Raw genomic sequence first — 18,791 nt, 5'->3', positions numbered from 1 at the left:
AAAGGATACTTAGGGTGTTCCTTTACTTCGTGCTTGCCGTCATTGCGCTTCTGATTATTCTTTATGGTCTTTTCCAGATTCCTGCTGTTCAGACTTATGCCGCAAAAAAAACCGCATCCTACTTGTCGAAAAAACTCAATACTGCCATTTCAGTTGGAACCATACACATCGGTGGCTTCCTGGATATTGTTGTTACTGATCTTTCCATTGATGACCTTCGTAGCAATAAAATTTTGGATGCCAAGAAAATACGTCTTGATTTGCGAAGGATAAAAATCAGGGATCACATTATTGAGCTGAATTCGGTCACCCTTGAGGAGAGCCTGATCGCACTCAGGACATACCGCAGCGACAGCCTGTACAATTTGCAGTTTATCTTTAATATTTTAACAGCCACTGATACATTACAGAACATTCCAATAAGTAAGAAATGGACAGTGACATGTACTGGAGTGAATCTGAAGAATTGCCATTTTATACTTAAAAATGAGGTACTCCAGACAGAACCAGACAGTTCGCGGTTTATTGATTTTTCTAATCTTGACCTCAATGGATTGAACATCAGCCTGACCGACCTGAAAATGATTGAAGATACGATATGGTGTAACATCAAGAACTTATCCTTCAAAGATCGGAGCGGATTTGACTTACGGGGATTTTCTGCAGGGATTTGTTTTAGTCCTGCAGGTTTGGATGCTAAAAATCTTAAAATTGAAACGAATAATTCCTTGCTTGATCTGGACCTGGGTTTGACGTACAATGGATTTACCGGATTCGGGGATTTCCTTAATGCGGTAACTATCAAAGCAGAAATCCGGCACTCGGAAGTCTTTATGGAGGATATTGCCTATTTTTCATCTGCTTTGAATGGTATGAATAATAAAATCACTTTGTCAGGAAAGATATCGGGTCCGGTGTCCAACCTTAAATTGCGTGACTTCCTTTTATTATTTGGGAGCTCAACCTATTTTTCAGGCAACATTAATGTATCAGGACTACCCAATATTGAAGAGACATATGTACAGCTTAAAATTAAAGAACTATCAACAAATGCCGGAGATATTGAACAGTTTTACCTTCCGGGAAATGCTGACAACCATCTTGACTTACCTGACATATTGAATGTGTTGGGAAATATTCGTGTCATTGGCACATTTGCAGGATTTTATGATGATTTTGTTACAAAGGCAACATTTTACACTGAAATTGGTACCCTATCCACCGATATTCTGCTAAAAAATAACCGGGCTGCCAAAATAGTTGGATACAGTGGTAAACTTGAGGCCATAGACCTCAATCTGGGTATCCTGACGGGTTTATCGCAGGATTTTGGAAGGATGGATATGGTTGCCTCCGTTACCGGCCACGGACTTAATAATAATACTGTCGATGTTAAAATGGATGTACTGATTGACACCCTGGAATTCAGGAATCATAAGTATAAACAAATCAAAATTGCAGGTGACTATTCCAAGAAAAAATTCAATGGTCTTTTAAGCGTTGATGATCCCTTTATTGGCTTGAATTTCACAGGACTAATCGATTTCAACGGTAAAAGTCCCCAGTTTGATTTTATCGCGGATATTCAGCATGCCAGGCTTTTTGACCTGGGACTCAGTAAAAGAGATACACTGGCTATGTTTTCAACATATATTGAAGTTAATATGGCCGGTAATGATCTGGATAATCTTATCGGAAAGGCAAAACTCAGCAACACAATTTACATAGAACATCAAAAGGAATACAGGCTGAATAATTTGGAACTTATTGCATCCAGTCCGAATTCAACATTTCGAAAGATCACCCTGGTTTCTGATTTTATTGATGCCAGTATTGAAGGTGAATTTTATCTCACGAAATTGCCTCAGGCATTTACAAAAGTCTTTGATAGGTACTTAACACACCTTATTCCAGAGGATTCTGTTACTAAAATGACAGTTAACCCCCAGAGATTTGATCTGTCAGTTAATTTAAAGGACATTTCAATAATATCTGAATTGTTTTTTCCAGGAATAACTATATCGCCAAATTCGACTTTGACCGGGACTTTTGATTCAAGGACCGGTCAAATGGAAGTTTTATTCAACTCTCAGTCAGTTGTTGCAGCAGGTCGAAAATTTGAAAATTATTATCTGAATGGGCATACAACAGACGATTACTTCGAAATTATGACAGGGGCAAGCCATTTATGGTTTAAGGAAGCGAGTCCTGGTGATACTCTCCAACTGGGTATTGATGCCCTTAAAATAAATACCAGGTTTGCCAGCGACAGCGTTCGTATTGGTTTATACTGGAATGATTCGTTGACTTATTCCAGAAATTCCGGTAATATTGATGGATTAATTTCTTTAACCCAATATCCTTTGATTGATTGCCGGATTGCCTCAGGATCAATGGTCATTAATGATTCCGCCTGGACAATAAGACCGGATAACCAGATTTTGATCGACTCCAACGCCGTCACAATTAAACAGCTTACAGTATCTGGCCCTCATGTAGGATTGGAAATCGACGGCACTGTATCAGGAAATCCTTCCGACCAGCTAACAGTAAAATTTGATCAGTTTGACATCTCATATTTTAACCTTCTTCTTAAGAATAAAGGAATTAATATGAAGGGTGTTATAAACGGTCAAGTAACATTTGCAAATCTTATCAATGCACCAAACATTATTGGTGATCTGACTGTAAGGAAGTTCAATTTCAACCAGGAAGAACTTGGGGTTATGACACTCAAAACGAATTGGGATAATGTGGCATCAAAGCTGACGACTACTGTTGAAATTCTTTATCAAGGCACCGATACTGTCTCAAGGACTTTAGAGGTGACTGGCGCCTATTACCCCAATGATAATGAACATACATTCGATTTTACCATTAATATTTATAATTATAAACTTCACACACTATATCCTTTCTTCGCATCATTCTTCAGCTCCTTTAACGGTTATGCTTCAGGCAATCTATATCTCAAGGGCAGCAAGTCATCACCGAAGCTTACAGGTAATGTAAAGGTCCGCAGGACAGAGTTTAGGATTGGTTTTCTGAATACGCTCTATTCACTGTCCGACAATATAGAATTTGGCACTGATTATATTGGTTTTAATAATGTCACTGTCTATGATACATTGGGACGTTCAGCCATCGTCAATGGCAAAATATATCATAAATTTTTCAGTGATATCCGTTTGGATCTTGCGATATCACCATCAGATTTTATGGGTATGAGTAACACTCCGTCACAAAGTCCTCTTTTTTATGGGGACGCATTGGCATCAGGAGTAGTCAAAATCACCGGCCCTGTTGAAAATATTATGTTTGATATTAAGGCGAAAACAGAAAAAGGTACCAGGGTTTTCATCCCTATCAGTTACACGGCCGATGTGTCGGAGAATAATTTTATCCGATTCAGGTCAAGTGAGGATTTTGGAAGACCTGCCCCTCTCCATGATCCTGGGATCAGTGGATTGACAATGAATTTTGAGCTTGATGTGACCAACGATGCAGTTATTCAGATTTTTCTACCCATGCAGATGGGTAATATTAAGGTTTCCGGTGATGGTTTGATGAAACTGGGTATAAATCCCAATGGTGAGTTCAATATAAACGGAACGTACATTATGAACTCAGGTTTATTTTACTTTACAATGAAAAACCTGATTAGCAGGACTTTTAAAATTCAGGAGGGAGGCACTATATCCTGGACTGGTGATATCTATGATGCACGTGTCAACTTGAAAGCCATTTATCAGGTCAGACCAAGTTTGAGCGGTCTGCCGGTAACGACAGGTGATACGTCTGCTCTTTCACAACGTATTCCTGTGAACTGCACCATCGGATTAACAGGGAGCCTTTTTAACCCGGATATCCATTTTAGCATTGACCTTCCGGATGCATCCGAAGATGTCAGGAATATCGTTTATTCTGCTATCGACACAACCAATGAGATGTCAATGACCCGGCAGGTGCTTTCACTTCTGGTGCTAAACAGCTTTAGCTTTAGTACAGGAGGAAATAACGTGATGTCAGGTATGGGAATAAATACGTACGAAATACTTGCCAATCAGCTTAGCAACTGGCTTTCACAGATAAGTGACGAATTTAATATCGGTGTAAATTATGTTAAAGGTGATGCCATGTCGCCTGAACAGCTGGAACTCGCTCTTTCAACACAATTATTTAATGATCGTGTTCTGATAAACGGTTCTGTTGGTTTTGGAGGGTATCAGAATTCGGCAAATAATGCCAGTCAGGTTGTCGGCGATGTACTCATCGAGGCTAAAATCACACCTGATGGACGATTCAGGGTCAGAGCATATAATAAAAGTAACACCATCGACCTTTCGAATGATAACGCACCGTATACACAAGGTGTCGGCGTGTCATATCGGAAGGATTTTAATCGATTCGGCGATCTGTTCCAAAGAAAACGTAAGAAAGCCGAAGCAGTTAATAAAGTCGTACTTCGTTAGTAACATATCTTGACCTGACAAAATATTTGTATTTTAGCGTCACTATCTTTATTACAATATATTTATGAAACGATTTCTTTTCCTTTCCTTTTGGGTAGTGCTTTTTTCAATATCTGGTTTACCACAAATAACCATTACTTCGGATGATATGCTTGAAGTAGGTGATACAATCCGGTCAAGCAATACTCTCACAACGGGTACTGTTGACTTCACTCTTACAGGTGAGGATTATACCTGGGATTTTTCGACTCTGAGTGTTCTTTACCAGCAAGTCGACACATTTGTCAGCGTATGGTCGACACCTTTGGTTTATCAGCTTATTTTTTTCTACCCGATTGTTGCAACAGTAGCCCAGAAACAGGCAAATTTTGATCTTATCCCGGGCTTGCAGGTGACGGATGTATATAATTATTATAAAGGATCAAACAGCGCCTTCTGGGAAGCAGGTTATGCTTTCACTGTGAATGGGATACCATTGCCTCTAAAATATGATGACCCTGATGTCTATTATAATTTCCCTGTTGAATACGGGGATGTGGATTCATCTTCTTCGGCTTATAGCATTGGCGTCCCGGGATTTGGTTTTTACAGTACATCCCGGCATCGGAAAAATACTGTCGATGGCTGGGGAACATTGACCACTCCCTTTGGAACCTTTGAAACACTCCGCATAAAGTCAGATCTTCAGATTAATGATAGTCTCTATATTGATACCCTGAATATCGGCTTCCCCATTAACAGAACACTGACTGAATACAAATGGATGGCGAATGGATTTGGCGAACCACTTTTACAGGTTACCCAGGAAGGACTTGTGACCACAGTCAAATATATTGATTCACTGCGAATATTAACTCATATCCAGTCTGATGAATACAAAACCGGATTTCTGGAATTATATCCAAATCCCTGCGATGATTTATTCTATGTGAATACTGCCGGATTTAAACAGGGTCCTTTTAAAATTGAGATTTATTCTGTCACAGGCCAGATTCTATTGCAAAGGGATTATCACCATGTTCCTGCGGGAAACCCGGTTATAAGTATTAATATCAGCAAGTTGGAGCAGAGCAATGGTATTTATCTGGTTGTTTTACGGAATGAAAATGCTCTATATTTTCAGCGATTAATTGTTAAGTGATACCATTGATTTTCCATTATTTGATAATCTTATCAAGTACAGGTTTCGCCACATCCTTATGCACAAGGATGTTCATCATTTTCAGCCTGATATAATCCTGGTGCATGAATCTGTACCCTTGTGGGGGCGCATCAAATGCTCCGCTGCCTGAATCTTTTACCAGAAACCAGTATGTTCCATCTTGAATCGTGTAACCGACAATATGAATGCAGTGGTCATCGGTTGTACTCTGATTGACCAGTCGTAATTGCCGTGAAGAGGCATTGATAAAATCAGCAGGTATATCAAAAGATGGGATGACCGATACTTTTTCCCTGCTGCTATGGCCGGGCTCGCTTACATCACCGCAAATACTAACTGTGTATCCTTTTGAAACAGAATTGGTGATAATACTAAAATAATCCTCCAGCGACACATTGTAATAGTCTGTTGAATGCCACCAGTTATCAGGTTCAACCAATTCTCCTCTTTCATTATAGGGCAATTCCATTGTCGACATAAAACTATAATAATCATATAGGTTTAATTTGAGCACATCTGTAAGGAATTGTCCCGGTGTAAATTCTTTTCCCTGAAATGTAAATTTTTGAGGTGGTTCGCCCATATAACTTTTTAAGATGGACTGAATGGTTTCAATAATGGTTTTTTCATTCCAGAAGTTATTCTCTTTGACAAAAGTCAGAAACTTGTTCATCTCATCAACCATTTTGCCATGGTCATGAAATTCCTGATCTTTTGGCTTGCCCGTGTAAGCATCGAATGGTATAGCTCCGTAAGTTTTCATGGTCCTGATGACAGCATTGGCTTCAGAACCTTCGGCAAAATATATATCTCCTTTGTTCCTTACGAATGCTCTGGCACGCTCAACATATTCCCAGTATACAATATACATTTCCGATAGCTTTACTTGAATACCTGCAAGACGATTTATTTCTGATTCGAAAAAGGATATTCCTGCGAAACACCAGCACGTGCCTGTTATACCCTGCGAAAGGGGTGGATTATGCCAGAATGTGGTATACTTCGTGATGTCGTTTGGGAAATTATACCCGGTGAAATCAACCGTAAAGTATGTTGAAGATCCTGACTCCCCATCCTTTTGGTCATCTTTATTAATGGATTTCAGGATAACATCCCTGAAATATCCGGATTGCTTTTCTTTATATACACCTGTGTCCTTAGCTGGTTTTACCTGTGCGATTGTTAAAGATGAGTTGAAGAGGATGCACAATAAAAATAAAATAGAAATTTTTCTGTTCATCTGAATAAAATTGAAAGTTTGTATCATTTTTATGCTTGGCTAAAGTACAGATTTTTTTACCAACATTGATGACTTCCCTTTCAACACTGCATCCATAAAAAGCAGATCATATAAAGATTAGACCGATCAGAAATTTGCGTAATTTTATTGGCGCAAATTATGATACATGAGCCTGTTGATCTACCGGTCGTCTGCCGGATCGGGGAAAACTTTCACACTGGTTAAAAAGTACCTGGAACTGGTGATTTCTGATCCATCCCGCTTCAGGAATATACTGGCCATCACCTTTACAAATAAAGCAGCTAATGAGATGAAGGAGCGTGTGCTTCTTTATCTCAGGCAGCTTTCTGATCCGGAGCAGTTTAAACAATCTGTTGCCGTGAGGTTTCTGTTACCGGAAATCATGGAAAAAACAGGCATGAATGCCTCAACCGTCACTCAAAGAGCTTCAGATGCGCTGACGCTTATTTTGCATCATTATTCAGATTTTGCCATTTCCACTATCGACAGCTTTGTTTACAGAATCATCAGAACATTTGCTCATGATATTCACCTTCCTTATGACTTTGATGTTGAACTGGATACGGATAATCTTAAATCTAAGACCATTGACCTTCTGATCAGCCAGGCAGGTACTGAGTCCAACCTGACCAGGGTGCTCATGGATTTTATTGAAACAAAAGTCAGCCAGGAAGATAGCTGGCAAATCGATTATGACCTGCAGAAGTTTACCGAAGCTATTTTAAACGAAGAAGGGGAGAAGTATCTGGAGAAATTGAAGAATCTTTCCTTCGATGACTTCATGCAGATCAACAGAACACTTGGCGAAATAGTCTATACTTTTGAGAATTCACTATTTGGCCTTGCTTCGGCAGTTCTGGAAAAAATTGATGATAATCACATCCAGCGGAGTGCTTTTTATTATCATACACAGGGATTGATAAAGTATTTCGAGTATATCTTCCGTAAGGAATTTGATAAACTGGAACCCAACCAACGTGTCAGGGAGACAATCGACAGCGACCGGTGGTGCAGCAATTCAGCGACAACTGATGATAAAGCCTCCATCGAAATGTTAAAACCGTATTTGTTGGATGCTTACCATAAAATCAGAGTAATTAGGGAACGTAATTACCAGGAATATTTAGTAAGTAAAATATTGAAGCGCAATATTTTCCCAATGGCCCTTCTTAATGAAATTGAGAAGGTGATGAATGAGATGAAATTGCGTAACAGGTTTATTCATATATCAGAGTTCAACAAGAGGCTAGCATCATTTGTTGTCAGCGAACCTGTACCATTCATTTATGAGCGACTTGGTGAAAAATACAGGCATTTCCTCATCGATGAGTTTCAGGATACTTCCATCCTCCAGTGGCAAAATCTCCTGCCCCTCTTGCATAATTCGCTATCGTACGGAAACTTGAATATGCTTGTCGGTGACGGTAAACAGGCAATTTATCGATGGAGAAACGGTGAAGTCGAACAATTCATCAAATTGCCTGAAGTTTTTAAGAAAGAGAATAATCCTTCTTTATCGGAGGTTGAAGGGAGTATCCTTCAAAATCATGAAATATTGCATCTTAAACAGAATTTCCGTTCTAAAGCTGAGATTGTCAGCTTTAATAATGATTTTTTCACCGTAATAAAACAACTTCTTTCAGATGATTTCAGGAAGATTTATGACCAGCATGATCAGCAATATCAGCCTGAAAACATCGGTGGCTATTTGCAATGCGAGTTCCATAGTAAAGAGAATGCAACTGATTCATTTGAGGAATATAATTTTTCCAGGGTGAAGGAGTTAATCGCGGAACTTCAGAATGATGAATTTCACTTAAAGGATATTGCTATCTTATGTCGGAAGAATGATGATGCCAGTGATTTGGCAAGATATTTACTGGAAGAAGGAATAGATGTTGTTTCATATGAATCATTGTTGTTAAAAAACTCACCCGATATCCGTTTTCTTATTGCGTTTACTGAATATCTACTTTCGCCGGGAGCAATACTTGAAATAGAGATAGTCAATTATTTATTGATTAATAAGTTTCTTCCGGATATGACCCTGGATTCTTATTTGAATAATAATTTTTTTATCTCTGAAGAAAAGCCATACACTCACGACCGGTTTTTATCCTTTCTTAAAAGTCTGAAAATTGAAATTGATCCATCCTGCCTTCTGAAATTGCCTGTGTACGACCTGAACGAGGAGTTGATCCGTTTTTTCCATATGAATAGGCATGATAATCCATATTTACAGTTTTATCTTGATGCTGTTTTGAAATATACTGTCAAATACAACTCGGGCATCTATGGATTTCTTGACTGGTGGAATGAAAACAACGAAAAGCTTTCTATTCAGATCCCCGAGGGTTCGGATGCCGTTCGTGTCATGACCATACACAAAGCAAAAGGTCTGGAGTTCCCTGTTGTCATTTTTCCATTTGCTGACGAAAAGCTTAAATTGGCGAAAAATAATGTCTGGACTGACCTGGAAGAGAAGAAGTTACCTGGACTTAATACAGCCTTGATTCCGGTCACCTCCCAATTAAAAGAATCCAAATTCGGCCCGCTGTATGACGAGGAAAATGAAAAGTCAATGTTGGATATGATCAATTTGCTATATGTGGTGATGACCAGGCCGGTCGATAGATTATACATCATTTCAGTAATGCCGCCTTTAAAATCCAAAGAGGTGAAATCAGTCCCATCAATATTGCGTTATTATCTCGAAAAACGTGGCTTCTGGAGTGAGGACCGTACGGTTTATACATTTGGAAGTAAAGTAGTCTGTCAGGATATAAGAAAAGAGAAAGATGACAGGAATTATAACCTGAGACCTTTGACTACTGGCGAATGGACTCATACTATACTATTGAGCACACAAGCCCCTGAAATCTGGGACATTACGGATCCTGAAAGAAGTCGGAAACGGGGGAATCTCATTCATTCTATCCTTTCTAAAATCTTGACTCAGGATGATGTTGATCCAGTGTTATCCGATTATGTCAGGTCAGGAATTATTGATGGGGAACAAAAAATTGAACTCAGCGGGTTGATATTGGATTTAGTAAAGGATCCGGTTATAAATGATTACTTTAAACCGGGATTAAACGTACTCACCGAATCAGAAGTATTATTGCCTTCAGGCCTGACTTATCGTCCCGACCGACTTGTGCTTAATTCCGATGCAACATTGATTTTTGATTATAAAACAGGCAGCCCCGATGAAAAGCATGAAATGCAGATCAATACCTATGCTCATACCTTGGCTAAAATGGGATACGGGAATATCAGAAAATTTCTTCTTTATATTGAACGACCCGATAAAGTCGTTGAAGTCAATGGGTAAGGTAATGTCCTTAATATTCTTAATCCTGCTTTGATAAATTCATGATCAGATATTCAGATATTGATCAAATAGCCGGACTATTGGGAACGATTCCCGTTATTGATGTTCGGTCACCAGCTGAATTCAGCCGTGGACATATAACTGGTGCATATAATATACCTTTATTGAGTGATGACGAACGAGCCAGGATAGGATTAATGTACAATAAATCAGGTAGGGATTCTGCCGTTTTCACCGGGCTTGAATTTGTCGGACCACGAATCCCGGAATTGGTAAGAGAAGCGCTGGTAATAGCTAAAGGAAAGCAACTGATAATCCATTGTTGGCGTGGAGGTATGCGCAGCGAGGCTATGGCATGGTTGCTGGATGTGGCAGGATTGAATATTACTGTTATTAAGGGAGGATATAAAGCCTATAGAAGATTTATTCGACAGGATTTTTTAAGAATAGCTCAGTTCGTCGTCATCGGAGGAATGACCGGAAGTGGTAAAACATTAATTCTTAATGCCTTAAAAACATCAGGAGAACAGATTATTGACCTCGAAGATATTGCTAAGCACAAGGGATCTGCATTCGGATCTCTGGGTTTGCCCGGACAACCAACTAATGAACAATTTGAGAATGATCTCCATTGGGAGTGGATGAATCTCGACTTATCACGGACAACTTGGATCGAGGATGAAAGCCAGTCTATCGGATTTGACAGAATCCCGGATGTCCTCTTTGCACAGTTGTTAAGAAGTCCCTTGCTGATCCTGGAAACAGAAAAATCACAGAGAATCGACAGACTAGAAAAAGAATACGCCAATATGAATCAACTTCAACTTAAAAATGCAGTTTTGCGAATCAGCAAACGTCTTGGCGGTGTCAACACAAAAATTGTATTAGAAGCAATAGAACAGGGAGATTTCAGGAAAGCCATTGAGATCGTTCTCTCTTATTATGATAAAACATACACATACAGCATTGAGTCGAGGATAAATCAACCCAAACTTCATCTCCTTTTGGAAACGGATAATCCTTCAGAGAATGCTGACCAAATAAGGATATTTTATCAACGCTCCCTCAGCTTCCATTAAATGCGATGAAAACATAGAAAACTTTATGAATATAGTGGATAATATATTACCGGTCTATCTTGATTACAATGCCACTACACCGGTTGATGTGGAAGTAATAGATGCTATGATGCCATTTCTGGATTCTGCTTTTGGCAATCCATCTAGTTCTCATTACTATGGCATTCAGGCCAGGAAAGCTGTGGAACAAGCCAGAATCCAGGTGGCGGATTTGCTCAACTGCTCAGCTGATGAAGTTATTTTCACAAGTGGCGGAACCGAGTCGAATAACCTAGCCATAAAAGGTATTGCTAACCTTAACAAGCATAAAGGCAATCATATCATAACAAGCGCTATTGAGCATCCGGCCGTTAGTGAAGTATGCAGGTATCTTGCGAAAAATGGTTTCAGGATCACCTATTTGCCTGTCAATGAATATGGAATAGTGAATCCCGCTGACCTGCATAAAATGATCTTGCCCGGAACAATTCTGGTGACCATAATGCATGCTAACAATGAAACCGGCAGCATACAACCTATTGGCGAGCTGGCAAGAATTTGTCATGAGCATTCGGTTCCTTTCCATACTGATGCTGCACAATCGGTGGGAAAGATTAAAACTGATGTCAGAGAACTGGATGTGGATTTATTATCATTGGCAGGTCATAAAATGTACGCCCCAAAAGGTGTCGGTGCTTTGTATGTGCGACGTGGTACGAATTTAGAAAAATATATGCATGGCGCTGATCATGAAATGAACAGGAGGGCAGGCACTGAAAATGTCATGGAAATAGTTGGATTGGGTAAAGCCTCTGAAATTGCCCTTCGCGATTTCGATAAGAATATCAACCATATGCAGCAAATGCGCGATCTGTTACATAACCGACTGCTGGAATCCATACATGATATCCATTTGAATGGTCATCCTGAATTACGATTACCCAATACACTCAGTATTGGCTTCAGACAGATAGAGGCCAACCTGCTGCTTTCTGAAATGAATCGGGTGGCGGCATCGGCCGGTGCTGCTTGCCATACCGGAACCGAAGAAATATCTCCAGTACTTAAGGCTATGAATGTGCCGGCTTTATATGCAATGGGAACAGTCCGTTTTTCAGTCGGTAAATACACAACTTTAGCAGAAATAGAAAAGGCTTCTGATGAAATTATAACAGCAGTCAGGAAATTTACTCCTTCAGATAACATGGAGTCCAGAAATGAAGTATCAACCGATGTCAGGTTAACTCAGCTGACTCATGGTTTGGGGTGTGCCTGCAAGTTGAAACCACAGGATCTGGAACAGGTCCTCAAAAATATGCCTCTGCCTGATGATGCCCATGTCCTGGTTGGCCTGAACACATCTGATGATGCGGCTGTTTACAGAATTAATGAAACAACGGCCATTGTTCAAACCCTTGACTTCCTCACTCCGGTTGTGGATGACCCATATTATTTTGGAGCTATTGCCGCCGCCAACTCATTGAGCGATATCTATGCCATGGGAGGACAGCCCAGATTTGCACTTAGCATCGTCGCTTTTCCATCCAGAAGGCTGCCAATCAGTATACTCTCAACTATCCTGAAAGGTGCCGCAGATATCACTAAGCAGGCTGATGTGGCCATTATCGGTGGCCATACTATCGAAGACGATGAACCCAAATTTGGACTCGCTGTTACGGGGATCATAAACATTGATAAAATATGGAGGAATTCCACAGCTCAACCCGGTGACTGGATTGTTCTGACCAAACCACTGGGATTAGGCATACTGTCAACCGCACTCAAAAAAGGAATGGTGAATAAAGCAACGGAAGCGAAAATAGTGCAAATAATGTGTGAACTGAACCGCACGGCTTTTGAGGTTTGTAGCGGATATCAAATACATGCATGTACAGACGTCACAGGCTTTGGGTTAACCGGTCATCTGTCTGAAATGTCTCGTTCAAGCAAGGTCGATGCAACTATCTACTATGATAAAGTACCTGTCATCAGCGAAGTGTGGGATGTTATTCCCTCAAATATTTTTCCTGGAGGTGCAAAGAATAATCTGGATTTTGTTGCACCCTGGCTGGACTGGGATAACTCGATTACATTGCCATTGCAACTGATTCTTAGTGATCCGCAAACTTCCGGTGGTCTCCTGCTCGCTGTCCCGGATCCGCATATAGACCATCTTATAGAACAACTCCATCAGAAAGGTCTTCATTCTGCTGCTATTATTGGACAATTTAATGAAAAGGGTGAAGGAAAGATTAAAGTCATTAATAAGTGATATAAGCAGATATCGCCAGTTGGCGACTGATACAATAAGGCGCCTGCCGCGCTCAATTGTCATTTTATCAGTTTGTATAGTCATTTTTTTTGGACTATTTATTATTCTGGATCATCTTTATCCTGTCAATACCGAAATCCCATACTCTCAGGAAATCCTGGCTCAGGATAGCTCACTTCTTTATGTTTTCCTGGGCAAAGATGATAAATGGCGCCTGAAAGCCTTACCAGATGAGATTACTGATGACCTGAAAAAAACTATAACCTTTAAAGAAGATAAATACTTTTATTACCATTTTGGTGTAAATCCAGTAGCTGTGATTCGTGCTGTTGTGAAAAACATGATAAGGAAAGAACGGGTATCGGGTGCCTCAACTATTACCATGCAGGTGGCCAGGCTACTGGAACCAAAGCCTAGAACATACCGCAATAAAATCATTGAGATGTTCAGAGCTTTACAACTTGAATGGCACCTTTCAAAAAATGAGATACTCCAGTTGTACCTGAATATGATCCCATACGGTGGCAATGTTGAAGGTGTGAAAGCTGCAGCATTAATATATTTTCAGCAAAAGCCCCAAAATCTTAGCCTGGCACAGGTGGTTACCCTGTCTGTCATTCCTAATGACCCAAGAGGACTAGTATTAGGAAAAGATAATCCCGAGATTGAAAAAGTGCGGAATATGTGGCTTGAATATTTTCATAGCCGAGGATTTTTTGCTGAGACAGCAACGCTGGATGCTATGAAAGAACCACTTGATGCTTTACGACATGCCCCCCCACGATTAACACCGCACTTAGCCATCCGGCTGCACTCCGAAAATTCCGGACAAGATCAAATATTTACTTATATCGACCGGTCCATTCAGTCACGCATAGAAAACCTTACAATAGAGTACATCAAACAAGTACGTCATCTAGGAATTACTAATGCAGCGGCTATTGTCGTCGAAAATGCCGGCAGGCAGGTTAAAGCTTATTTGGGATCGGCTGACTTTTATAACCGGCAGGATCAAGGGCAGGTTGACGGGATCAAAGCCGCACGCTCACCCGGTAGCACACTAAAACCCTTCCTTTATGCTCTGGCTATAGATAAGGGCATGATTACTCCCAAATTTGTCATCACTGATGTTCCTGAAAATTTCAATGGCTATATTCCGGAGAATTATGATCAGGATTACAGGGGATATATCACTGTTGAAGATGCACTTACACAGTCTTTAAATGTCCCAGCTGTGAAACTTTTAAATGAAATATCTCTGGAATTCTTTATAAAGAAATTGAGTAGTGCTGATTTTAAGACAATACAACGACATAAAGAAAAATTGGGATTATCTGTTATTCTTGGTGGCTGTGGTGTTACACTGGAGGAGCTAACGGGTCTGTTTTCGATATTTGCACATGATGGGCTTTTCTCCGATCTGCAGTATTACAGAGGACACAATATATATAATGAAGATACCCTTTTGGATTCATCTGCTACATATTTGGTGACAGAAATGCTCACACGTGTAAAGCGTCCGGATATGCCTGCGGGATTTGAAAACCGCCTCGATTTGCCGCGGATTGCCTGGAAAACCGGCACATCCTACGGCCGGCGTGACGCCTGGAGTATCGGATACAATAAAAATTACACTGTGGGTGTTTGGATCGGTAATTTCAACGGATATGGTGTCCCGGAACTTAATGGCTCTCAGTATGCAGCTCCTTTACTTTTCTCTATCTTTAATATATTAAACGAGAAGTCGGAAAAGGATTGGTTCTCTCCCCCTGAAAATCTTGATTACCGTCTGGTGTGCGCCAGGTCGGGGGCTGTGCCAAACGATTTTTGTACTGATCTGCTGATGGATTATTATATTCCTGGAATATCATCTAATAAAAAATGTCTCCATCTAATCCAGGTTTGTACCGATGATCATAAGAATTTTTCATATTGCCGTTTATGTCTCCCGGAAGAGGGATATGTAATACATTTATACCCTAATCACCCACCGGAAATCATCAGCTTTTTCGATATGAAACATATACCTTATGACCTGATACCCCCTCATAATCCATTATGTCAGCACGTATTTGCCGGTCATGCACCGGTCATTTCATCATTGTCAAATGGCGCAGAATATATCCTTTTGGCCGGCAAGAATCAAAAGTTATTGCTTTCCTGCCAGGTCGAAAACGATGTCAGCAAAATTTACTGGTATATCAATGACAAATTTTTTGATTCATCACTGCCGACCGGAAAACTCTTCTTCCAGCCTGAAACAGGGAGAGTGAAAATTTCATGTAATGACGATAAAGGCCGAAATACCGATATCTGGATTACTGTAAAATTCATGTAGCTTAAGACTTCCAACTTGTAGCACATAAATCATTTTCTTATCTTTGTTACTTAAATTTCTTTATTATGTCACTTAAATGCGGTATTATTGGCCTGTCGGGTACGGGAAAAACAACAATATTCAATTGTATGTCAAGTACAAAGGCTGCTACTTCCCGCGCCGCTTTCAGCTCTTCCAAATCAAATCTGTGTGTGATCCCGGTACCTGATAACAGGTTATATGCTATTGATAAAATTGTCAAATCCGCTAAAATCACCCATGCTACAGTTGAGATCGTCGACATACCAGGCTTGGCTAAGGGATCTTCACAGAGTGATGGTGCAGGTGGAAAATTCCTTGCCGATATCCAGCAATCGGATGCAATTATTCATGTTTTAAGATGCTTTGACGATGATAATTTACCACATATTGAAGGATCGGTTGATCCGGTTCGTGATATAGAGATACTGGATCTCGAATTGCAGGTGAGAGATCTTGATATAATAAACCGTAAACTACCCAGGCTCGATAAAGTAGCCAAAGCCGGCGATGTGGAGGCAAAGAAAAGTCTCGAAATTCTTCATGTTCTCAAACAGCACCTCGAAAATTTCCAATCGGTACGCACTGCGCATATTGAAAATGAAGACAAGCGCTTCATTTCCGACCTGTTCCTGCTGACCGATAAACCTGTTGTATATGTGTGTAATGTCGACGATGCATCTGCTGTCAGCGGAAATTTCTATGTCGAAAAAGTGCGTGAAGCTTTAAAAAATCAAAATACTGAAGTGCTGGTCATCGCTGGCAAGCTGGAAGCAGAGATCGCCGAGCTGGAGAATCCGGATGACAGAAAAGCGTTTCTGGCCGATGCAGGATTGAATGAACCGGGGGTGGATAAGCTCATCCGGTCGGCTTATAAATTACTTGACCTTGAATCATTTTTTACTGCTGCCCCAAAGGAGGTAAGAGCCTGGACCATTCATAAAGGTATGACCGCCCAGCAAGCCGCCGGCGTTATTCATAGTGACATGGAACGCGGATTCATAAGGGCTGAAGTGATTAAATATGATGATTTTATCACATTCGGCTCTGAACATGCATGTAAAGAAGCTGGAAAATTCTGGGTCGAAGGAAAGAATTATTTCGTCCAGGAAGGCGATATCCTCCATATTCGGTTCAATGTCTAAAATACCCGGCTACTGATTTTTCATCCTTCATTTTTCATCTACTTCTGATATCCATCCTGTCCAATGCCTTCTGATAACGTTGGGCATTGATGAGATGCTGAGAATAGGATGCTGAAAAATCATGATAACCAGAGAAGTCATCCCTGGCACAGAAGTAGAAGTAGTTGTGCTTTTCAAAATTTAATACCGCATCGATAGAGGCTATTGAGGGCAAACAAATAAGTCCTGGAGGAAGCCCCGCAATTTTATAAGTATTATATGGTGAGTCGATTTCTTTATGACTGTAAAGAATCCTTTGTATGGAAAAATCCCCAACAGCATATACAACAGTCGGGTCAGCTTGTAATAGCCAACCCTTCCTTAGCCGGTTTAAATATACACCGGCTATCCTTGGTTTTTCTTCGTTTTTATTGGTTTCTTTTTCGATAATGGATGCCAGAATTGTGACCTCTTCTCTGCTCAGTCCTGTCTGATTTAGCTTTGCTAATCTTTCAGAATTCCAGAAAGTAGAATACTCCTTATTCATCCGTTCCATAAATTTACTGGCGGTTGTATTCCAATAGAATTCATATGTGTTGGGTATGAACATCATCAATATGTTCTGATCGGTGAATCCGAATTGTTTAATATATTCGCCAGCGTTCATTAGTTGTATCAAGGATACGGAATCGGCCTCTATTTGTTTGGAAATGTGCCCGGCAAGTTCCTCTTTTGTACGGATGTCGTTAATTATAACCTTCACAGGTGTCTGTTCTCCGGCATTCAACATTCTTACAAGTTCATTATTTGACATTCCGGGATAGACGATATATCTGCCTGGCTTTACATGCTGATCATAGTCTTTGAAATGGGACAGCCATTCAAATGTCCTCCTGTGAATGATCATCCCTTTACTGTATAGCATGGTTTTTAGGTCATCGAAACTGGTATTTGTCGGAATATAGACTGATGTAGGAGAACCATCTTTTATCCATACATTAGGATTAAAAAAAGCCCTAAAAGCAAAATAAGCTGTCGTTGTCAGGGGAATGATTACAATAAACAGGACAATGATCAAGAGAATAACGAAGAACTTCCGTTTCTTTTTCTTCCTTGCATGATAGCCGTATTTACCGTGATAGTATGAAGGCATTGATTGTCAATGGATTCAATGGTTAACCTGATTCACAAAGTCACTCCAGCAGATTTTTTAATAATTCTTTGGAGCATATATTCATCTTTCCAATGGTTATGAATATATAACCATTCTTTTTTGAGCCCGACGATTTCAAACTTATGCTTTTTGAAAAGATTCAGGCTTTTGGTGTTATCTGACGCTATGTTACAATATAACTGATGCAACTGTAAAAAGTCGTTGGAGTAGTCTATTATCATTTCAATAGCCTCAGAGGCATATCCTTTTCCCTGTTCATCCTTGCAGATCAGTATTCCTATTCCGGCACGGTGATGTGATGCATCAAAATCAAACAGGTCGATGGTGCCTATAGTTTTTATTGGATGGCTATCGGCTATCCGATCTATCATGAGCCGGAGTTGTTTGTTAGTGTATATATCAAGATGGGCATTCATGAGGTACTGTTCGAGTACGAATCTCGAAAAAGGAGTTAGAGTATTGCTGATCTGCCAGATAGACCTTTCATTTTCCCATTCAAAGAGGAGATCGATATCTGCTGGCTCAGGTGCGCGGAGTACAATGTTTTTTCCAGCCATAGTATGACTTTTCTGCCGGTT

General features: G+C 40.2%; 10 protein-coding genes. 7 read left to right on the top strand and 3 right to left on the bottom strand.

What is annotated here, in order from left to right; genetic code table 11:
- Positions 1 to 14: 14 nt before the first annotated feature.
- Both NT175_05475 and NT175_05470 read left to right on the top strand, forming a co-directional pair.
- Positions 15 to 4,472, top strand: a complete 4,458-nt coding sequence (locus NT175_05475; GenBank protein ID MCX6234165.1) for a translocation/assembly module TamB domain-containing protein — start codon at positions 15 to 17, stop codon at positions 4,470 to 4,472.
- Positions 4,473 to 4,536: 64 nt separating this feature from the next.
- Entirely contained in the window at positions 4,537 to 5,613 is a 1,077-nt protein-coding gene (locus NT175_05470) for a T9SS type A sorting domain-containing protein (protein ID MCX6234164.1), read from the top strand.
- A 16-nt stretch (positions 5,614 to 5,629) separates the two neighbouring features.
- Here the strand turns inward: NT175_05470 and NT175_05465 are convergent, their stop codons facing one another.
- Complete coding sequence (locus tag NT175_05465) at positions 5,630 to 6,874, bottom strand: peptidase C1 (protein ID MCX6234163.1); 1,245 nt, start codon at positions 6,872 to 6,874, stop codon at positions 5,630 to 5,632.
- A gap of 166 nt (positions 6,875 to 7,040) precedes the next feature.
- Between NT175_05465 and NT175_05460 the strand changes: the two genes are divergently transcribed.
- The 5 genes from NT175_05460 to ychF all read left to right on the top strand — a co-directional run bounded on the left by NT175_05460 (position 7,041) and on the right by ychF (position 17,060).
- The gene (locus tag NT175_05460) at positions 7,041 to 10,229 is read left to right on the top strand and encodes a UvrD-helicase domain-containing protein (GenBank protein MCX6234162.1); all 3,189 of its coding nucleotides are present in this window, start codon (positions 7,041 to 7,043) and stop codon (positions 10,227 to 10,229) included.
- Positions 10,230 to 10,270: 41 nt separating this feature from the next.
- Complete coding sequence (gene mnmH, locus NT175_05455) at positions 10,271 to 11,308, top strand: tRNA 2-selenouridine(34) synthase MnmH (GenBank protein MCX6234161.1); 1,038 nt, start codon at positions 10,271 to 10,273, stop codon at positions 11,306 to 11,308.
- Between the two features lie 34 nt (positions 11,309 to 11,342).
- A complete protein-coding gene (gene selD / locus NT175_05450) occupies positions 11,343 to 13,559 on the top strand; it encodes a selenide, water dikinase SelD (GenBank protein MCX6234160.1) in 2,217 nt (738 codons plus the stop codon).
- Positions 13,519 to 15,897 (top strand): penicillin-binding protein 1C, encoded by a 2,379-nt coding sequence (gene pbpC, locus NT175_05445; protein ID MCX6234159.1) that lies wholly within the window; start codon positions 13,519 to 13,521, stop codon positions 15,895 to 15,897. Before selD ends, pbpC begins: the two co-directional genes overlap by 41 nt.
- Before the next feature lie 65 nt (positions 15,898 to 15,962).
- The gene (gene ychF, locus NT175_05440) at positions 15,963 to 17,060 is read left to right on the top strand and encodes a redox-regulated ATPase YchF (GenBank protein MCX6234158.1); all 1,098 of its coding nucleotides are present in this window, start codon (positions 15,963 to 15,965) and stop codon (positions 17,058 to 17,060) included.
- Positions 17,061 to 17,094: 34 nt separating this feature from the next.
- Here the strand turns inward: ychF and mltG are convergent, their stop codons facing one another.
- Positions 17,095 to 18,192, bottom strand: a complete 1,098-nt coding sequence (gene mltG, locus NT175_05435) for an endolytic transglycosylase MltG (protein MCX6234157.1) — start codon at positions 18,190 to 18,192, stop codon at positions 17,095 to 17,097.
- Between the two features lie 32 nt (positions 18,193 to 18,224).
- Positions 18,225 to 18,770, bottom strand: coding sequence for a GNAT family N-acetyltransferase (locus tag NT175_05430; GenBank protein ID MCX6234156.1), 546 nt, complete (start codon positions 18,768 to 18,770; stop codon positions 18,225 to 18,227).
- Positions 18,771 to 18,791: the final 21 nt, after the last annotated feature.

This window comes from Bacteroidota bacterium, from assembly GCA_026391695.1.
Taxonomy (GTDB): domain Bacteria; phylum Bacteroidota; class Bacteroidia; order Bacteroidales; family JAGONC01; genus JAPLDP01.
The sequence above is the reverse complement of the archived record's forward strand: the minus strand, read 5'-3'. Positions and strand labels throughout refer to the sequence as shown.

Coding starts and splice junctions, on each gene's coding strand:
- NT175_05430 (MCX6234156.1), bottom strand. CDS start 18,770: ATGGCTGGAAAAAACATTGTACTCCGCGCACCTGAGCCAGCAGATATC.
- mltG (MCX6234157.1), bottom strand. CDS start 18,192: ATGCCTTCATACTATCACGGTAAATACGGCTATCATGCAAGGAAGAAA.
- pbpC (MCX6234159.1), top strand. CDS start 13,519: ATGAAAAGGGTGAAGGAAAGATTAAAGTCATTAATAAGTGATATAAGC.
- ychF (MCX6234158.1), top strand. CDS start 15,963: ATGTCACTTAAATGCGGTATTATTGGCCTGTCGGGTACGGGAAAAACA.
- NT175_05470 (MCX6234164.1), top strand. CDS start 4,537: ATGAAACGATTTCTTTTCCTTTCCTTTTGGGTAGTGCTTTTTTCAATA.
- mnmH (MCX6234161.1), top strand. CDS start 10,271: ATGATCAGATATTCAGATATTGATCAAATAGCCGGACTATTGGGAACG.
- NT175_05465 (MCX6234163.1), bottom strand. CDS start 6,874: ATGAACAGAAAAATTTCTATTTTATTTTTATTGTGCATCCTCTTCAAC.
- NT175_05460 (MCX6234162.1), top strand. CDS start 7,041: ATGAGCCTGTTGATCTACCGGTCGTCTGCCGGATCGGGGAAAACTTTC.